This window comes from Pseudoxanthomonas spadix BD-a59 (genome assembly GCF_000233915.3).
Lineage (GTDB): Bacteria > Pseudomonadota > Gammaproteobacteria > Xanthomonadales > Xanthomonadaceae > Pseudoxanthomonas_A > Pseudoxanthomonas_A spadix.
Genome location: NC_016147.2, coordinates 109,527 through 126,555 on the forward strand (window position 1 = coordinate 109,527; position 17,029 = coordinate 126,555).

Annotated in this window: 9 protein-coding genes; 8 read left to right on the top strand and 1 reads right to left on the bottom strand. The window is 69.4% G+C overall.

The window, feature by feature from the left end; translation table 11 throughout:
* Positions 1–164 precede the first annotated feature (164 nt).
* Positions 165–1,970 carry a GspE/PulE family protein gene (locus DSC_RS00490; protein WP_014159129.1) on the bottom strand — a complete coding sequence of 602 codons (1,806 nt, stop codon included), beginning with the start codon at positions 1,968–1,970 and terminating at the stop codon, positions 165–167.
* 92 nt (positions 1,971–2,062) lie between these two features.
* On the opposite strand from DSC_RS00490, the gene glyQ reads away from it, so the two are divergent.
* The 8 genes from glyQ (at position 2,063) to DSC_RS00530 (ending at position 16,802) form a co-directional block, all read left to right on the top strand.
* Complete coding sequence (gene glyQ, locus DSC_RS00495) at positions 2,063–3,007, top strand: glycine--tRNA ligase subunit alpha (protein WP_014159130.1); 945 nt, start codon at positions 2,063–2,065, stop codon at positions 3,005–3,007.
* The gene (locus DSC_RS00500) at positions 3,004–3,639 is read left to right on the top strand and encodes a glutathione S-transferase family protein (protein ID WP_014159131.1); all 636 of its coding nucleotides are present in this window, start codon (positions 3,004–3,006) and stop codon (positions 3,637–3,639) included. The genes glyQ and DSC_RS00500 overlap by 4 nt, the downstream gene beginning before the upstream one ends.
* 176 nt (positions 3,640–3,815) lie before the next feature.
* The gene (glyS, locus tag DSC_RS00505) at positions 3,816–5,918 is read left to right on the top strand and encodes a glycine--tRNA ligase subunit beta (protein ID WP_014159132.1); all 2,103 of its coding nucleotides are present in this window, start codon (positions 3,816–3,818) and stop codon (positions 5,916–5,918) included.
* Positions 5,919–5,992: 74 nt separating this feature from the next.
* The gene (locus tag DSC_RS00510) at positions 5,993–8,041 is read left to right on the top strand and encodes an autotransporter assembly complex protein TamA (RefSeq protein ID WP_014159133.1); all 2,049 of its coding nucleotides are present in this window, start codon (positions 5,993–5,995) and stop codon (positions 8,039–8,041) included.
* A gap of 44 nt (positions 8,042–8,085) precedes the next feature.
* Positions 8,086–11,883 carry a translocation/assembly module TamB domain-containing protein gene (locus DSC_RS00515; RefSeq protein WP_043290811.1) on the top strand — a complete coding sequence of 1,266 codons (3,798 nt, stop codon included), beginning with the start codon at positions 8,086–8,088 and terminating at the stop codon, positions 11,881–11,883.
* A gap of 246 nt (positions 11,884–12,129) precedes the next feature.
* On the top strand, positions 12,130–12,798 hold the full coding sequence (locus tag DSC_RS00520; protein WP_043290251.1) for a YoaK family protein: 669 nt from the start codon (positions 12,130–12,132) through the stop codon (positions 12,796–12,798).
* Positions 12,799–13,097: 299 nt separating this feature from the next.
* Positions 13,098–14,330: an MFS transporter gene (locus tag DSC_RS00525; RefSeq protein ID WP_014159136.1), complete on the top strand. Its 1,233-nt coding sequence runs from the start codon at positions 13,098–13,100 to the stop codon at positions 14,328–14,330.
* A gap of 102 nt (positions 14,331–14,432) precedes the next feature.
* Positions 14,433–16,802, top strand: a complete 2,370-nt coding sequence (locus DSC_RS00530) for a Tex family protein (RefSeq protein ID WP_014159137.1) — start codon at positions 14,433–14,435, stop codon at positions 16,800–16,802.
* Positions 16,803–17,029 lie beyond the last annotated feature (227 nt).

The window sequence follows — 17,029 nt, forward strand, 5'->3', positions numbered from 1 at the left end:
GTGCGTGGCCGCCGTCTGCGATGGCGGGTCAAGACCCGCCCTACAACCCGGCGTTGCGCGTAGGGCGGGTCTCGACCCGCCGCTTTTGGCTAGTGGCCATCACCCGCCGTGGCGCCTGAGCGAGCGCAGCGGGTGGCCGGTTTCGACGATCAGGAAAGGGGCATTCATTCCCGTGGCGGCAGGACCGAGACCACTTCCTCGATGGTCGTCAGACCGCGCGCCACCATGTCAAGGCCGGCATCGCGCAGGGTACGCATGCCCTGGATGCGCGCGGCGCGGGTGAAGGCGGCCAGGTCCATGTCGGCGCGGATCATGCTGCGCAGCTGCGGGGTCAGCGGCATCAGCTCGTACAGGCCGACCCGGCCCATGTAGCCGGTGCGGCGACATTCCAGGCAGCCAACCGCGCGGTGCGGGTGGGCATCCTCGGGCACGCTGCGGCCGGTCTCCAGCAGGATCTCCCAGGCATGCGCCGGCACCGCGGCGGGCACCTTGCAGTGCGGGCACAGGGTGCGCACCAGGCGCTGGGCCAGCACCCCGGTCAGGGTCGAGGCGACCAGGTAATGGGCCACGCCCAGGTCGAGCAGGCGGGTGATGGCCGAGGGCGCGTCGTTGGTGTGCAGCGTGGACAGCACCAGGTGGCCGGTCAGCGAAGCCTGGACCGCCATCTGCGCGGTCTCCAGGTCGCGGATCTCGCCGATCATGATGATGTCCGGGTCCTGGCGCAGCAGGGTGCGCACGCCAGAGGCGAAATCCAGGTCGATGTTGGTCTGCACCTGCATCTGGTTGAACTCGGGCGAGATCATTTCGATCGGGTCTTCGACGCTGCACACGTTCACGTCGGCCGTGGCCAGCTTGCGCAGGGTCGAATACAGCGTGGTGGTCTTGCCCGAGCCGGTCGGCCCGGTCACCAGCACGATCCCGTGCGGCTGCTCCACCAGCGCATTCCAGCCGGCCGCCTCGGTCGGGCTGAAGCCCAGTTCGGCGATCGGCTTGAACGCGGTGTCCGGGTCGAAAATGCGCATCACGCACTTCTCGCCGAAGGCGGTGGGCATGGTCGACAGGCGCATCTCCACCTCGCGCCCGCCCGGCGAACGGGTCTTGATCCGGCCGTCCTGCGGGCGCCGGCGCTCGGCCAGGTCCATCCGGCCCAGCACCTTGATCCGCGAGACCACCGCGGTCATCACCGGCGGCGGCAGTTCGAACACCTTGTGCAGCACCCCGTCGATGCGGAAGCGGATCCGGCCCAGTTCGCGCCGCGGCTCCAGGTGGATGTCCGAGGCGCGCTGCTCGTAGGCGTACTGCAGCATCCAGTCCACGATCTGGACCACGTGGTGATCGTCGGCGCCGACTTCGCCGCTTTGCCCCAGGTCGACCAGCTGTTCGAAGCTGGGCATGACCGAACCCTGCTCGCGCTCGCGCATGTCCCTGGCCCCGCGCACCGAGCGGGTCACGCCGAAAAACTCCATCGTGTAGCGATGCAGGTCCAGCGGATTGATCAGGACCAGCTCGATGTTGCGCCGGGTCAGGTGGGTCAGGTCCGGCTTCCAGGTGGTGTCCAGCGGCTCGCTGGTGGCGATCAGGACCCGGTCCGGCTCGACCGCGATCGGCAGGATCCGGTGCCGGCGCGCGTAGGCCTGGCTGACCACCGCGGTGACGCTGGCCACGTCCACCCGGGTCGGATCCACGCGCAGGTAGCGCACGCCGATGCGCAGGGCCAGCCACTCGGTCAGCCGTTCCAGGCTCAGTTCACCGCCACGGGCATCGGCCAGCTTCAGGTTGGCCAGCAGCACCAGCGGATGGACCTCGCTGGCGCTGCGCGCGCCGGCGGCCGACATCTGGATGCGGCCGGTGTCGGCCTCGGCCACCAGGCCGTCGGCCAGCAGCGCGCGGGTGACCTGGGCAAAGTCCAGCCGGCCTGAGCCCAGCACCGTGGAATCGGGAGAAAAATCGGCCTTGCGCTGCTGCTCCATCGAAGATCCAGGCCCTGGCAACGGCTCGTGCGGCCGAAGGCGGCCGCAGCACGCTGCGTATACTAGCCCACCCCTTTTTCCGCCTTCGCCGCATGACTGTCCCGACGGCACCACCGACCACCGTCCAGCCCCTGACGTTCCAGGGCCTGATCCAGACGCTCAACCAGTACTGGGCCGGGCAGGGCTGCGTGCTGGTCCAGCCGCTGGACCTGGAAGTGGGCGCCGGCACCTTCCATCCGGCGACCTTCCTGCGCGCGCTGGGCCCGGAGCCGTGGAACGCGGCCTACGTCCAGCCCAGCCGCCGTCCCACCGACGGCCGCTACGGCCAGAACCCCAACCGCCTGCAGCACTACTACCAGTACCAGGTGGCGATGAAGCCCAACCCGGACAACCTCCAGCAGCTGTACCTGGATTCGCTCAAGGCGCTGGGCATCGATCCGCGCGTGCACGACCTGCGCTTTGTCGAGGACAACTGGGAATCGCCGACCCTGGGCGCCTGGGGCCTGGGCTGGGAAGTGTGGCTGAACGGCATGGAGGTCACCCAGTTCACCTATTTCCAGCAGGCCGGCGGCATCGAGTGCAGGCCGGTGCTGGGCGAGATCACCTACGGGCTTGAACGCCTGTGCATGTACCTGCAGGCCTGCGATAACGTCTACGACCTGATCTGGACCTATGGCCCGGACGGCACGCCGGTGACCTACGGCGATGTGTTCCATCAGAACGAAGTCGAGCAGAGCAGCTACAACTTCGAGCACGCCAACGTCGCCGAGCTGTTTCACCGCTTCGACGCCTGCGAGGCCGAGTCGCAGGCGCTGGTCCAGGCCGGGCTGCCGCTGCCGGCCTACGAGCAGGTCTGCAAGGCCAGCCACTGCTTCAACCTGCTCGATGCGCGCCGGGCGATCAGCGTGACCGAACGCCAGCGCTACATCCTGCGCGTGCGCGCGCTGGCCCAGGCGGTGGCCAAGGCCTACTACGCCCAGCGCGAGAAGCTGGGCTTCCCCGGCCTCAAGCGCGGCCAGATCAAGGTCGCCGCGTGATCCTGATCGGCGTGTTCGATTCGCCGTTCGTGCGCCGCGTGGCGGTCAGCCTGGGCGTGCTGGGCCTGCCGTTCGAACACCGCGACTGGTCCACCGGGCGCGATGCCGCGCAGATCCGCCAATACAACCCGCTGGGCCGCGTGCCCACGCTGGTGCTGGACAGCGAGGAAGTGCTGTTCGAATCCTCGGTGGTGCTGGATTACCTGGACCAAACCGTCGGCGCGGCGCGCGCGCTGCTGCCGGCCAGCGGCATCGAACGCCGCCAGGCGCTGCAGTTGGTCGCGCTGGCCACCGGCGCGGCCGACAAGGCCGTGTCGATGGTCTACGAGCGCGTCTACCGCCCCGAAGACAAGCGGCACGCGCCCTGGCTTGAACGCTGCACCGTGCAGATCGACAGCGCGCTGACTGCGCTGGAAGCGCACTGCATCCAGCGCAAAGATCACGACTGGCTGGTTGGCGAACGCATGACCCAGGCCGACATGACCGTGGCCTGCTGCTGCACCTTCGCCACCGATGCGGTGCCGTTTGATCTTGCGCCCTACCCGGCGCTGGCCGCACGCGTGGCGCGCTACGAGGCGCTGCCGGTGTTCCAGCAGTTCCACGTGGCGTTTGATGCGCCTGCGACGACGTAAGCGGCGCGGCGCTGCCGGCTCAAGCCCCTCTCCCACCGGGAGAGGGGTTGGGGTGAGGGTTCGGGGCGAAGCCTCCTGGATCCAAACCCCATAAGGGCTTCGCCCCGTCCCCTCATCCGCCCCTTCGGGGCACCTTCTCCCGGGGGGAGAAGGGAACAAGCCAAGGTTCAGCTGAAATGACCCAACAACTTCCCCTGCTGATCGAACTGGGCACCGAAGAGCTGCCGGTCAAGGCGCTGCCGGGGCTGGCCGATGCGCTGTTCGATGGCATCAGGTCCGGGCTGGAAAGGCGCGGCGTGGCCGTCGATGCCACCGATGCGCGCCCGCTGTTCACCCCGCGCCGGCTGGCGGTGTTGCTGCCGGCGGTGTCGGCCGAGCAGCCCGAGCAGGCCAGCGAGGTGTTTGGCCCCTACCTCAACGTCGCGCTGGACGCAGAGGGCCAGCCGACCAAGGCCCTGAGCGGATTCGCCGCCAAGGCCGGGGTTGAATGGACCCAGCTGGCGCGTGTCACCGACGCCAAGGGCGAGCGCTTCGTCCATCGCGCAGTCAAGCCGGGCGCGCGCACCGCCGAGCTGCTGCCGGAGGTGATCGCCGAAGCGATCGCGGCCATGCCGATCCCCAAGCCGATGCGCTGGGGCGACCACGACTACGCCTTCGCCCGTCCGGTGCACTGGCTGGTGGTGTTGCTGGGTGATGCGGTGATCCAGATGCCGCTGATGGGCATCACTTCCAACCGCATGAGCCGCGGCCATCGTTTCGAACACGACAAGCCGGTGTGGATCGGCGCGCCGAACGACTACGTTGAGGCGCTGGCCGCCGCGCACGTGCTGGTCGATCCGCAGCAGCGCCGCGCCCGCATCATCGAGCAGGTGCAGGCCGCCGCGCGCAGCGTGGGCGGTGATGCGCGCATCACCGACGACAACCTGGAGCAGGTGGTCTGCCTGACCGAATGGCCCCACGCGATCACCTGCAGTTTCGAGTCGGACTTTCTGGCCGTGCCGCAGGAAGCGCTGATCGAGACGATGGAGGTCAACCAGAAGTTCTTCCCGGTGCTGCGCGATGGCAGGCTGACCGAGCACTTCATCGGCATCGCCAACATCGACTCGCGCGATCCGGCGCAGGTGCGCGCCGGCTATGAGCGCGTGATCCGTCCGCGTTTTGCCGATGCCCGGTTCTTCTTCGACGAGGACCTCAAGCAGGGCCTGGCGTCGATGGGCCAGGGCCTGAAGACGGTGACCTACCAGGCCAGGCTGGGCAGTGTGGCCGACAAGGTCGAGCGGGTGGCCGCGCTGGCCGCGACCATCGCCGCCAGGGTGGGCGCCGATGCCGAACAGGCGCGGCGCGCGGCGCGTCTTGCCAAGAACGACCTGCAGTCGCGCATGGTCAACGAATTCCCCGAGCTGCAGGGCATCGCCGGCCGCCATTACGCCATCGCCGCGGGCGAGCCGGCCGCGGTCGCGCTGGCCATCGACGAGAGCTACCAGCCGCGTTTTGCCGGTGATGACATCGCCCTGTCGCCGCTGGGCAAGGTGCTGGCCATTGCCGAGCGCCTGGACACGCTGGCCGGGGGTTTCGCCGCGGGGTTGAAGCCGACCGGCAACAAGGATCCGTTCGCGCTGCGGCGCAATGCCCTGGGCCTGGCGCGCACGATCATCGAGAGCGGGTTTGATCTGGACCTGCGCGACTTGTTCGAGCAGGCGATCAGGCTGCTGCCGCCCGAGGTGCAGCCAGGCGCCGACCGGCAGATCGAACGCCTGGCCCTGGAGCTGTTCGATTTTGTGGTCGATCGCCTGCGTGGCTACTACGCCGACAGGGGCGTGAGTGCGACCCAGTTCAACGCCGTGGCCGAGTTGAAGCCCGCTTCGCTGTACGACTTCGACCGCCGCATCGAGGCCATCGGCAACTTCGCCGCGCTGCCCGAGGCTGCGGCCCTGGCCGCGGCCAACAAGCGCATCGGCAACATCCTCAGGAAGGCGCAGGCCGAAGGCTTTGCGATCCCCGATCACATCCACCGCGGCCTGCTGGAGCATCCGGCCGAGGCCGCGCTGGCCGAGGCGGTGGAGGCGGCCATCGGCGACACCGATATCGCCCTGCACCAGCGCGACTACGTGCAGGTGCTCTCGCGCCTGGCGCTGGTGCGCGAAGCGGTGGATGTGTTCTTCGATGGGGTCATGGTCAATGCCGAAGATCCGGCCGTGCGCGGCAACCGCCTGGCCCTGCTGCAGCGCCTGCATGGCCGCTTCGGCGCGGTGGCCGACATCGCCCAGCTGTCTGCATGAGTCCTGCGCGCAGGGATGCGCAACGTCATGACCGCTTAACCCGTCCCGGCGCGGGCCCCGGGTATGCTGCGGCCATGCGCGTCCTTGCCCCGCTCGCCATCGCCGCGATGCTGTTGATGCCCGCGGTGTCGTTCGCAGCGGTGATCGTCGACCAGGTTCAGATCAAGGGCCTGGATGAGAACGACGAGGTCCAGCGGGCGATGGCCGAGAACATCCGGGTGGCGCTGACCCTCAATGACGCACTGGGCCGGCGCCTGGGCGAGGCGCGCCTGGAATACCTGTTGGAGCGGACTCGGGACCAGGCCGCCGCTGCGCTGGAGCCGTTCGGCTACTACTCGCCGACGGTGGAGGTGACCTCCAGCCGGCGCGATGCCGAGGTCACCGGCAGTGGCGCCGAGGCCGCCAGCGGCGCCCCTGCACAGCAGCAGGATCAGGATGACGCGGACGAGGACGCAGCGGGCCAAGTGCAGCGCGATGGCGGCGATGCCGATGGCAAGATCACCACCGTCACCGCCCCGGCCGATGTTCCTGCCGATGCCGGCAAAGGCGCCGTCGCCCGGCAGGCGGCCGGCGCGGCCAATGCGGCCGGCGCCAGGTCCACGCGGCCGCGGTCGCCTGCAGAGCACATGACCGTCACCGTCACGGTGAGCCCCGGTGAACCGGTGCGCGTGCGCCAGGCCGACATCCACATCGACGGCCAGGGCCACGACGACCGCTACCTGGCCCGGGACCTGAAGGATTTCGCCCCGCGCGTGGGCCAGGTGTTCGATCACCAGACCTACGAGGCCAGCAAGCTTCGGATCGTGCGCCGGCTGGCCGAGCGCGGCTACCTGGACGCCGATTTCCAGCAGCGCCGGGTCGCCATCACCCGCGCCGAGCACGCCGCCGACATCCAGCTGTCCTGGATCAGCGGCATCCGCTACGACATGGGGCCGACCATCTTCCACCAGGACTACTTCCGCCCGGGGCTGCTCAACCAGCTGGTGTACTGGGAGGAGGGCAGTTATTACCACCAGGGCAAGCTGGACCGCCTGCGCCAGTCGCTGGTGGCGCTGGACTACTTCAGCAGCATCGGCATCGCGCCCAACCCCGATGCGGCGGTGGACGGACGCGTGCCGATCGAGGTCAACCTCAAGCTGGCCCCGCGCACCATCTACCAGTACGGCCTGAGCTACGGCACCGAATACGGCGCCGGTTTCCTGGCCGGCGTGGAGCGACGCTACCTCAACAGGCGCGGGCACAAGCTCAAGACGCTGCTGGACTACGCACAGAACCGCAAGGCGTTGACCACCAGCTACAGGATTCCGGCCTTCGCCTGGCTCGACGGCTGGTACACCGCCGCCGCCCAGCTGTACGAGGAACAGACCGACTACATCGACGCCCGCCGGATCGAACTGATCGGCAGCCGCAGCGGCCAGCTCAACGAGAACTGGACGCTCACCGCCTCGGTCCACGCGCTGCGCGAGCGCTGGCTGTTCCAGCTGGCCGACGAGGACGGCGACGGCGCCGAGGCCGCCGCGCCCTACCGCTATGCCACCTACGTGTATCCGCAGATGGAAGCGCAGTACATCAACGTGGACGACCGGCTGTTCCCGCGCAGCGGCCTGAACGCCAACATGGCCGTGCGCGGCGGGTTGAACGGCGTTGGTTCGGACACCGATTTCAGCCAGATCCACCTTGCCGGGCGCTGGTACAAGGGCCTGGGCCTGAACGACCGGCTGATCGTGCGCGGCGAACTGGGCTACACCTCGGCCGGCTCGCAGGATGCGCTGCCGCCGAGCCTGCGCTTCTACGCCGGCGGCGACAACAGCATCCGCGGCTACCAGTACCGCGAGGTCGGCCCGCGCGTGCGCACCACCGGCGGCCAATATTCGGTGGGCGGCAACAAGCTGGTCACCGGCAGCGTCGAGTACGAGCACTACTACAAAGGTGGCCCGTTCGGCGGGGCGATCTTCGTCGACAGCGGCACCGCCTACAACGACTCGCCGGACTTCAGGACCGGTGTCGGCATCGGCGTGCGTTACAAGTCACCGATCGGCCCGGTCCGCGTCGACATCGCCCATGGCCTTGATGACGCCGATTCGATCGTGCAGCTGTACCTGAGCATCGGAGTGGCGCTGTGAGCCGGCGCCCGGGCGAGCTGTCGCCGGAGGAGCGCGAAGCGCGCATCGCGCAGTTGCGGGCCAGGCGCCGTGCACGGGTGCGCACCCTGGCCGCGCGCAGCGCGCTCGGCATCGGCGTGCTGGTGGCCAGTTTGCTGGTGGCGCTGTATTGGCTGGCGCAGACCGTGGCCGGACGCGACGTGCTGCTGGCCCAGATCATCGCGCGCCTGCCGGCCGGTTCCACCTTCACCTACAGCAGCGCCGAAGGTCCGCTGGCCGGCCCACTGACCCTGCGCGACGTGCATTTCCACCTGGGAGACATCGACTTCACCGCCAGGCGGGTGACCCTGGATCCGGATTTGCGCCCGCTGCTGGGCAAGCGCCTGCGCCTTGACACGCTGGAGGTGGAAACGGCGGTGCTGGACATCCCGCCCGGTCCCGACCAACCCATCGAGCTGCCGCGCTGGCCCGAGGTGCTGCCGCAGATAGAACTGCCGCTGGACATCCAGGCCGACGCCCTGGTGGTGGACGGCTTGCGCTACACCTCGGCCGGCCAGACGGTGGTCCAGGTGAGCAGCGCGCGCGGCGCCATCGACATCGGCGACGGCTATGTCCAGGCCAGCGCGCTCAAGCTGCGCAGCACCTTGGGCAATTTCTCGGTGGATGGCCATTACCGCCCGGGCGACGGGTACCAGACCGACCTGACCGTCTCGGCCGGCTTCCCCGCCGCGCGTGGACGCACCCCGGCGCGGCTGGGCCTGGTCGCCCGCGGCGACGTTGCCCACATGGAAGTGGCCATCGGGGGCCACGCTCCGGCGCCGGTGCAACTCAACCTGGACGTGCGCGGGGCGAGCAGGCCGGACTGGGCCCTGCGCGCGACTGCCCAGCGCCTGGACCTGTCGCTGTTGGGCGTGGGCACGGCCGAGGACCCGCCACTGGCGTTCGACCTGCAGGCCAGCGGCACCGAGGGCGGCGCGGCCATCAGCGGCCAGGCCAGGCGCGGCGATGCGCTGGTGGTGATCGAGCCCTCGCACGTGCGCATCGACGGCCAGACCCTGACCGTGCAGCCGCTGGCCGTGCAGCTGCTGGGCGGCCGGATCACCCTGCGCGGCTACGCCGACTTCACCGACACCCAGGACCCGCGCTTCAAGTTCGCCGTCAACGCGCGCGACCTGAAGTGGGGCCAGGGCGAGCAGCGCATCGATGCCAATGCCGATCTGGGCGTGGCCGGGCGCAAGGCCCGCTGGGTGGCGATCGGCAAGGCCGATCTGGCCCGCGGCCAGGACAGCGCCAGGGTCGATTTCGACGGCCGCGGCGATCTGGAAAGCGTGCTGCTGAAGACCTTCAAGGCGACCACCCGGGCCGGCGCGCTGGAGGTCACCGGCCAGCTTGCCTGGGCGCCGCAGCTGTCCTGGGACGTGCAGGCCAACCTCAAGGAGTTCGATCCGGGCTATTTCGCCGCTGGCTGGGACGGCGCGGTCACCGGCAGGCTGGCCAGTACCGGCGCCCAGCGCGATCCGGCCGCCGGCCAGGGCACCGGCCTGGACGCGGCGCTGGAAGTTCCACAGCTGGGCGGCAGCCTGCGCGGACGCAAGCTGGCCGGCAGCGGCCGCTTCAACCTGCATGGGGTCGACGGCGACGGCGTGCTGGACCTGACCGTGGGCGCCAGCCACGTGCAGGTGCAGGGCAAGGTCGCCGACACCCTGGACATCGAAGCCAGGCTCGCGCCCCTGCAACTGGCCGACCTGCTGCCCGCGGCCACCGGCACGGCGTCCGGCACGCTCAAGCTGAGCGGGCCGCGCAACGCGCCGACCATCGATGCCGACCTGTCCGGCAGTGCGCTCAGCTACAGCACCTACCAGGCCAGGGAATTCAGCCTGCGCGGCCGCCTGCCCTGGCGTGGCACCGGTGGCGAGCTGGCCCTGCGCGGCAGCGGCGTGCGGGCCGGTCTGCTGCTGGACACGCTCCGCGTCCAGGCGCGCGGTGCGGTGCAGGACCTGCAGCTCAACGTACAGGCCAACAGCGCGATGGCCTCGCTCACCGTCGCCGGCACCGCGCAGCAGCAGGCCGGCAACTGGTCCGGCGCGCTGCAGACCTTGCGCATCGTGCCGTCCAGGGGCGATGCCTGGGCGCTGACCCGGGCCGCGCGTTTCGCCCAGCAGGGCGGCGCCTTCACCCTGTCCGACAGCTGCCTGGCCGGCGGCGATGGCGGCACCCTGTGCGTGTCGGCCGATTGGCCGCGCAATGGCCTGCGCGCGCGCTCGGACAGACTGCCGCTGGCCCTGGTGCAGCCGTGGCTGCCGCAGCAGGATGGTCGCGCGCTGATCCTGCGCGGCGAGCTGACCCTGGAGGCCCAGCTCAGGCCACAGGGCAACGCCTGGCAGGGCCAGGTCCATCTGGCGTCGATGGAGGGGGGCCTGAAGATGGGCAGCAAGGCGCGCGGCGAGATCATCCGCTACGACCACTTCAGCATCGACCTGGACCTGACCCCGCAGCAGATCCAGGCGCGCCTGGGCACCGGTTTTGCCGGCAATGGCTTCATCGATGCCAAGTTCACCACCGGCTGGGAGGCGTTCGCCCCGCTCCAGGGGGACGTATATCTGTACAACGACCGGCTGTTCTGGCTGGAGCTGTTCTCGCCGGACCTGGTGCGTCCGCAGGGCAAGCTGAAAGGCCACATCGGCATCGCCGGCACCCGCGGCACGCCGCTGCTCAGTGGCGAGGCCGAGCTGGCCGACTTCACCGGCGAGCTGCCTGCGCTGGGCATCACCCTGGTCGAAGGCCGCGCGCAGCTGACCGCGCTGGACGACGGCAGCGCCCGGATCACCGGCAGCATGAAGTCGCAGTCGGCCACCGGCAGTCAGGCCACCGGCGGAACGCTGGCCATCGACGGCTCGCTGGGCTGGCAGGGGGGCGACGAGCCGCTGCTGCTGAACGTGCGCGGCGAGGATTTCCTGGTCTCGGACACCACCGAGCTGCGTGCGGTGGTCGCCCCGGACATGACCATCGCCCTGCATGGCCTGGTCCTGGGGGTCGGCGGCAAGATCCACGTGCCCAGCGCCAGCATCAACCTGGAAAAACTCAGCGAAGGGGTGTCCACCTCCGAGGACGTGGTGGTGCTGGACCCGGCCGATCCGGAAGCCGGCGGCAGCTCGCGGCTGCAGCTGGACCTGGCGATCAGCCTGGGCGAGGCGGTCGAGCTCAACGGGTTCGGCCTGGAAGGCTCGCTGCAGGGCCAGATGAGCGTGCATTCACGCCCCGGCCGGGCGATGGCGGCCACCGGTCAGCTGGACGTGGACGGCCGCTACACCGCCTATGGACAGAAATTGAACATCAGCCGCGGCCAGCTCAGCTGGAGCAACGACGATGTGTCCGATCCCAACATCGACATCCGCGCCGAACGCGAAGTGGTCAGCGCCGGGGTGACCGCCGGCATCGACGTCACCGGTCGGGCCAGTTCGCCGCGCGCCCGGGTCTGGTCCAGTCCGGAAACCTCCGAGTCCGACGCGCTGGCCTACCTGGTGCTGGGCCGTCCGTTGAGCACCGCCAACAGCCGGGAAACCCAGCAGGTCAGTGCGGCGTCCTCGGCGCTGTCGGCCGGCGCCGGCCTGCTCGCCTCGCAGCTGGGCGCCCGGATCGGCCTGGACGATGCCGGGGTGCTGGAATCGCGCACCATGGGCAGTTCGGTGTTCGGTGTCGGCAAGTACCTTTCGCCCAAGCTCTACGCCAGCTACGGCGTGTCGATGATCGGCAGCGGCACCGTGGTGACCCTCAGATATCTGATGCGCAAGGGCTTCACCGCCGAAGTGGAGTCCTCCACGATCGAGACCCGCGGGTCGATCAACTGGCGCACGGAAAAATAGCCGGGCCGGCACACCGCAGCGCGCTTGCTCCGGCCACCAGCGCCGGCGTTGATCGGCAGGCCTTTCGCGCGGCGTTGTCCGCGCAGGACGGGCAACTGGACCGGGAATGCGAGAGACTCACCACAGGCAAGCCGCTGCTGGGCCTGTGGACCGAGGGTGGCGGACGACGGTCATCCACCTGGCACCGGCCCTGGTGGGCCGGTCTGATCAGGCTGCTGGAGCGCCTCAGGGCATTGTGCGGGAACGATGATTTCAAGACTTCCTCGATGGGTGTGGACTGGCGCCTGGGTGCTCGCCGCCATCGCCGGCATGGTCAACGTGGTGGGGCTGCTGGGTTTCGAGCACCAGGCCATCTCCCACCTGACCGGCAACACGAGCCTGCTCGGCGAGGCGCTGGCCGCGCATGACCTTGCCGGCGTCCTTCACTTCGCATTGCTCATCGGTGCCTTCGTGGCCGGCAGCACGCTCAGCGGGTTCCTGATCCAGGACAGCACCCTGCAGCTGGGCCGCCGCTATGGCGTGGCCCTGCTGCTGGTGTCGCTGCTGCTGTTTGCCTCGGTCCCGCTGCTGCAGCTCAACAGCGCCTACGGCATGTACGCGGCGGCCTGTGCCTGCGGGCTGCAGAACGCGATGGTCAGCACCTACAGCGGCGCGGTCGTCAGGACCACGCATGTCTCGGGCATGTTCACTGATCTGGGCATCTTCCTCGGCCATGCCCTGCGCGGCCTGCCGGTGGACATCCGGCGCCTGACGCTGTGTCTGCTGGTCATTTCCGGCTTCCTGTGCGGCGGCATTCTCGGCACCTTCGCCTTCCATGCGTTTGGCTATCGTGCCCTGTTTTTTCCGGCAGGGCTGACCGCCGTGGTCGCCATTTCCTATGGGGTGTATGCCTTTGCCAGGGGCCAGGCCGGGTAGGGTTGCGCTGGAATCCCCGCTCACCTGGCACCGGTGCTCGATCCATGCCGCGCGCCGGCTTGCCTGGCCTCCGGTGGCTTTCCTGAACACCGTCACGCCCGGCACCAACAGGATCACGGCGATGATGATGAAGGCCCAGAACCGGAACACGCTGTGATCACAGCCTGGCGCGTGGCGTGGCCGCCACCGGGCATGGCCTGCGCCCGGAAAGGGTCATGACCAGCGCGCGCAGGAGGGCGAATCGGCGCACCCTATCATGTGTCCTGTCCGCGCCGCCCGTGCTTGCTGCCCCGATTGCCATGTCCACCACGACCACCACGACCACCACGACCCCCCCTTCCCTGGCTGCCGCCGTCACCAGGCGCCCCGTCGCCGTCGGCATCCTGGCCGCCATCACCGGCTCGCACCTGGTCAACGACATGATGCAGTCGCTGATCCTGGCGCTGTATCCGATCCTCAAGGGCCAGTTCCAGCTCAGCTTCGCCCAGGTCGGCCTGATCACCCTGACCTACCAGCTCACCGCCTCGCTGTTCCAGCCGCTGATCGGCCTGCGCACCGACCGCAGGCCGGCGCCGTATTCGCTGCCGATGGGCATGGCCTCCACGCTGTGCGGCCTGCTGCTGCTGGCCTACGCGCCCAGCTTTGTGCTGGTGCTGGCCGCGGCGATGCTGGTCGGCATCGGCTCGGCCATTTTCCACCCGGAATCCTCGCGCATCGCGCGGCTGGCCTCGGGCGGGCGCCACGGGCTGTCGCAGTCGGTGTTCCAGGTCGGCGGCAATACCGGCACCGCGATCGGGCCGCTGATCGCCGCGGCGGTGATCGTGCCCAACGGCCGCACCAGCGTGGCGTGGTTTGCCGGGGCGGCGCTGATCGGGATCGGCCTGCTGAGCTATGTCGGCCGCTGGTACCAGCAGCATCTGGCCAGCGCCGCCCGTGCGCCCAGGCCGGCCGCGGCCCCGGGCATTGCGCCGTTGCCGCCTCGCACCGTGGCCTGGGTGGTGGCGATCCTGCTGGTGCTGATCTTCAGCAAGTACTTCTACATCGCCGGCCTGAGCAGCTACTACACCTTCTATTTGATCCAGAAATTCCAGGTCTCGGTGCAGAGCGCACAGCTGCATCTGTTCGGCTTCCTGCTGGCTTCGGCGGTGGGCACGCTGATCGGTGGACCGGTCGGTGATCGCATCGGCCGCAAACCGGTGATCTGGGCCTCGATCCTGGGCGTGGCCCCGTTCGCGCTGGCGCTGCCCTATGCCAGCCTGGGCTGGACCACGGTGCTGACGATGATCATCGGCTTGGTGTTGTCCTCGGCATTCTCGGCGATCCTGGTCTATGCGCAGGAGCTGATGCCCAACCGCATCGGCACCGTCTCGGGCCTGTTCTTCGGCTTCGCCTTCGGCATGGGCGGACTGGGCGCGGCGGTGCTGGGCGTGCTGGCCGATCACACCAGCATCTTGTGGGTCTACCAGGTGATCTCGTTCCTGCCGCTGCTGGGGATCGTGGCCGCGCTGCTGCCCAGCCGGCGCCACGGCTGAGGGCCGGCACCAACCCGGCGCAACCGGTCTTGTCAACGCCTTGGATCACCCGCGCATCGGGGCCACAATCGTCGGCTCCGCCGTCCCGATTGAATCCCAAGCATGGCAGCACTGCCCGCCGCGCTCGCGCGCCAGATCGCCCAGACCATCGCCGAGGAGATCGGCGCCCAGGCCCCCCAGGCGCTGGCCGCCATCGCGCTGCTGGATGAAGGGGCCACCGTGCCGTTCATCGCCCGCTACCGCAAGGAAGTCACCGGCGGCCTGGACGACACCCAACTGCGCACCCTGGAAACACGCCTGGCCTACCTGCGCGAACTGGAAGAGCGCCGCGCCGCGATCCTGTCCAGCATCGAAGAGCAGGGCAAGCTCACCGATGCATTGCGCGGCGAGCTGCTGGCCGCCGACAGCAAGTCGCGGCTGGAGGACCTGTACCTGCCGTACAAGCCCAGGCGCCGCACCCGCGCCCAGATCGCGCGCGAAGCCGGCCTGGAGCCGCTGGCCGATGGCCTGCTGCAGGACCCCACCCGCGTGCCTGAAGACTTTGCCGCTGGCTTCGTCGATGCGGACAAGGGCGTGGCCGATGCCAGGGCCGCGCTGGAAGGCGCGCGCGCGATCCTGATCGAGCGCTGGGGCGAGGACGCCGCGCTGCTGGGTCAGCTGCGCAGCTGGCTGGAGTCCGAAGGCGTGCTGCGGGCCCGGGTGATCGACGGCAAGCAGGAAGCCGGGGCCAAGTACCGCGACTACTTCGACCACAGCGAAGCGCTGTCGAAAATTCCTTCTCACCGGTTGCTGGCGCTGTTTCGTGCGCGCCGCGAGGAGGTCATCCAGCTCGAACTCGAACCGGGTGCCGACCCCGAGGCCGGCAACGCCTATGCCGAAGGCCGCATCGCGCTGGCCGCCGGCATCGCCGCGCAGGGCCGCGCCGCCGATGCCTGGCTCTCGCAGGCCTGTCGCCTGGCCTGGCGCGCCAAGCTGCACCTGCACCTGATGCTGGACCTGTTCAACCAGGCCCGCGAAAAGGCCGAAGGCGAGGCGATCACCGTCTTCGGCGACAACCTCAAGGACCTGCTGCTGGCCGCGCCGGCCGGCCCGCACGCGGTGCTGGGCCTGGACCCTGGCATCCGCACCGGCTGCAAGATCGCCGTGGTCGATGCCACCGGCAAGCTGGTGGCCACCGACGCCATCTATCCGCACGAACCCAAACGCCAGTGGGAGCAGTCGCTGCACACGCTCAAGCGCCTGTGCGCGCAGCATGAGGTGGCCCTGATCGCGATCGGCAACGGCACCGCCAGCCGCGAGACCGACAGGCTGGCCGCCGAGGTGATCAAGGCCTGCAACAACCCCAAGCTGCAGAAGATCGTGGTCAGCGAAGCCGGCGCCTCGGTGTATTCGGCTTCGGAAACCGCGGCCAGGGAATTCCCGGACCTGGACGTGTCGATCCGCGGCGCGGTCTCCATCGCCCGGCGCCTGCAGGACCCGCTGGCCGAGCTGGTCAAGATCGATCCCAAGGCCATCGGCGTGGGCCAGTACCAGCACGACGTGGACCAGTTCCGGCTGGCGCGCGCACTCGATGCCCGGGTCGAGGACTGCGTCAACGCGGTCGGGGTGGACGTCAACACTGCTTCGGCGGCGCTGCTCACGCGCGTGTCGGGCCTGTCTTCGACCGTGGCCGAAAACATCGTGGGCTATCGCGACCAGCACGGCGCCTTCAGGAGCCGCAAGGAGCTGCTCAAGGTGCCGCGGCTGGGCGAGAAGACCTTCGAGCAGTGCGCCGGGTTCCTGCGCATCGCCGATGGCGAGCAGCCGCTGGATGCCTCGGCGGTGCATCCGGAGGCCTACCCGGTGGTCGAGCGCATCCTCGGCCAGGCCAACGGCCGCGGCATCAAGCAGATCATCGGCGACACCGCGTTCCTGCGCAGCCTCAAGGCCGAGCGCCTGACCGACGAGAAGTTCGGCCTGCCCACCGTGCGCGACATCCTCAAGGAGCTGGAAAAACCCGGCCGCGACCCGCGCCCGGAGTTCAAGGCCGCGCGCTTTGCCGAGGGTGTGGAGGACATCAAGGACCTGCGCGAAGGCATGATCCTGGAAGGGGTGGTCAGCAACGTGGCCGCCTTCGGCGCATTCGTCGACATCGGCGTGCATCAGGACGGGCTGGTGCACATCTCGGCGCTGTCGGACCGCTACGTCAAGGACCCGCGCGATGTGGTCAAGGCCGGCGACATCGTCAAGGTCAAGGTGCTGGAGGTGGATGTGGCGCGCAAGCGCATCGCCCTGACCCGCCGCCTGGACGATGTGCCCGGCGCGCCGCCCGCACGCGAGGAGCGCAGCGCCGGTCCGCGCGGCAACAGCAACCCAGGCAATGCGCGTGGCGCGCGTCCCGGCAGCGGCGGCAACGCCCGCCCGCCCAGGCCGACCGCACCACCGGCCGACAACGCCCTGGCCGCGGCCTTGGCCAAGGCCCGCGGCAGGTAGCGGGTACGGGCGTCATGTCGCCCCTGGATGCCTGCACCTCATGCGTCCATCAGTTCGCCTGAAGAGCCCGCCAGGCAACCGCGCGCGCCCACCGCGCGCGCCTGCGGCGCGAACGGGGTCGACGCGAACGGGGTCAGGTTCACTTTTCCTACAGCCGGATGCGGCAGGGACGCACGCCAGGACGTGGCACGCCCTGACAGAACGGCTGATCGGCGACGCCGATGCTG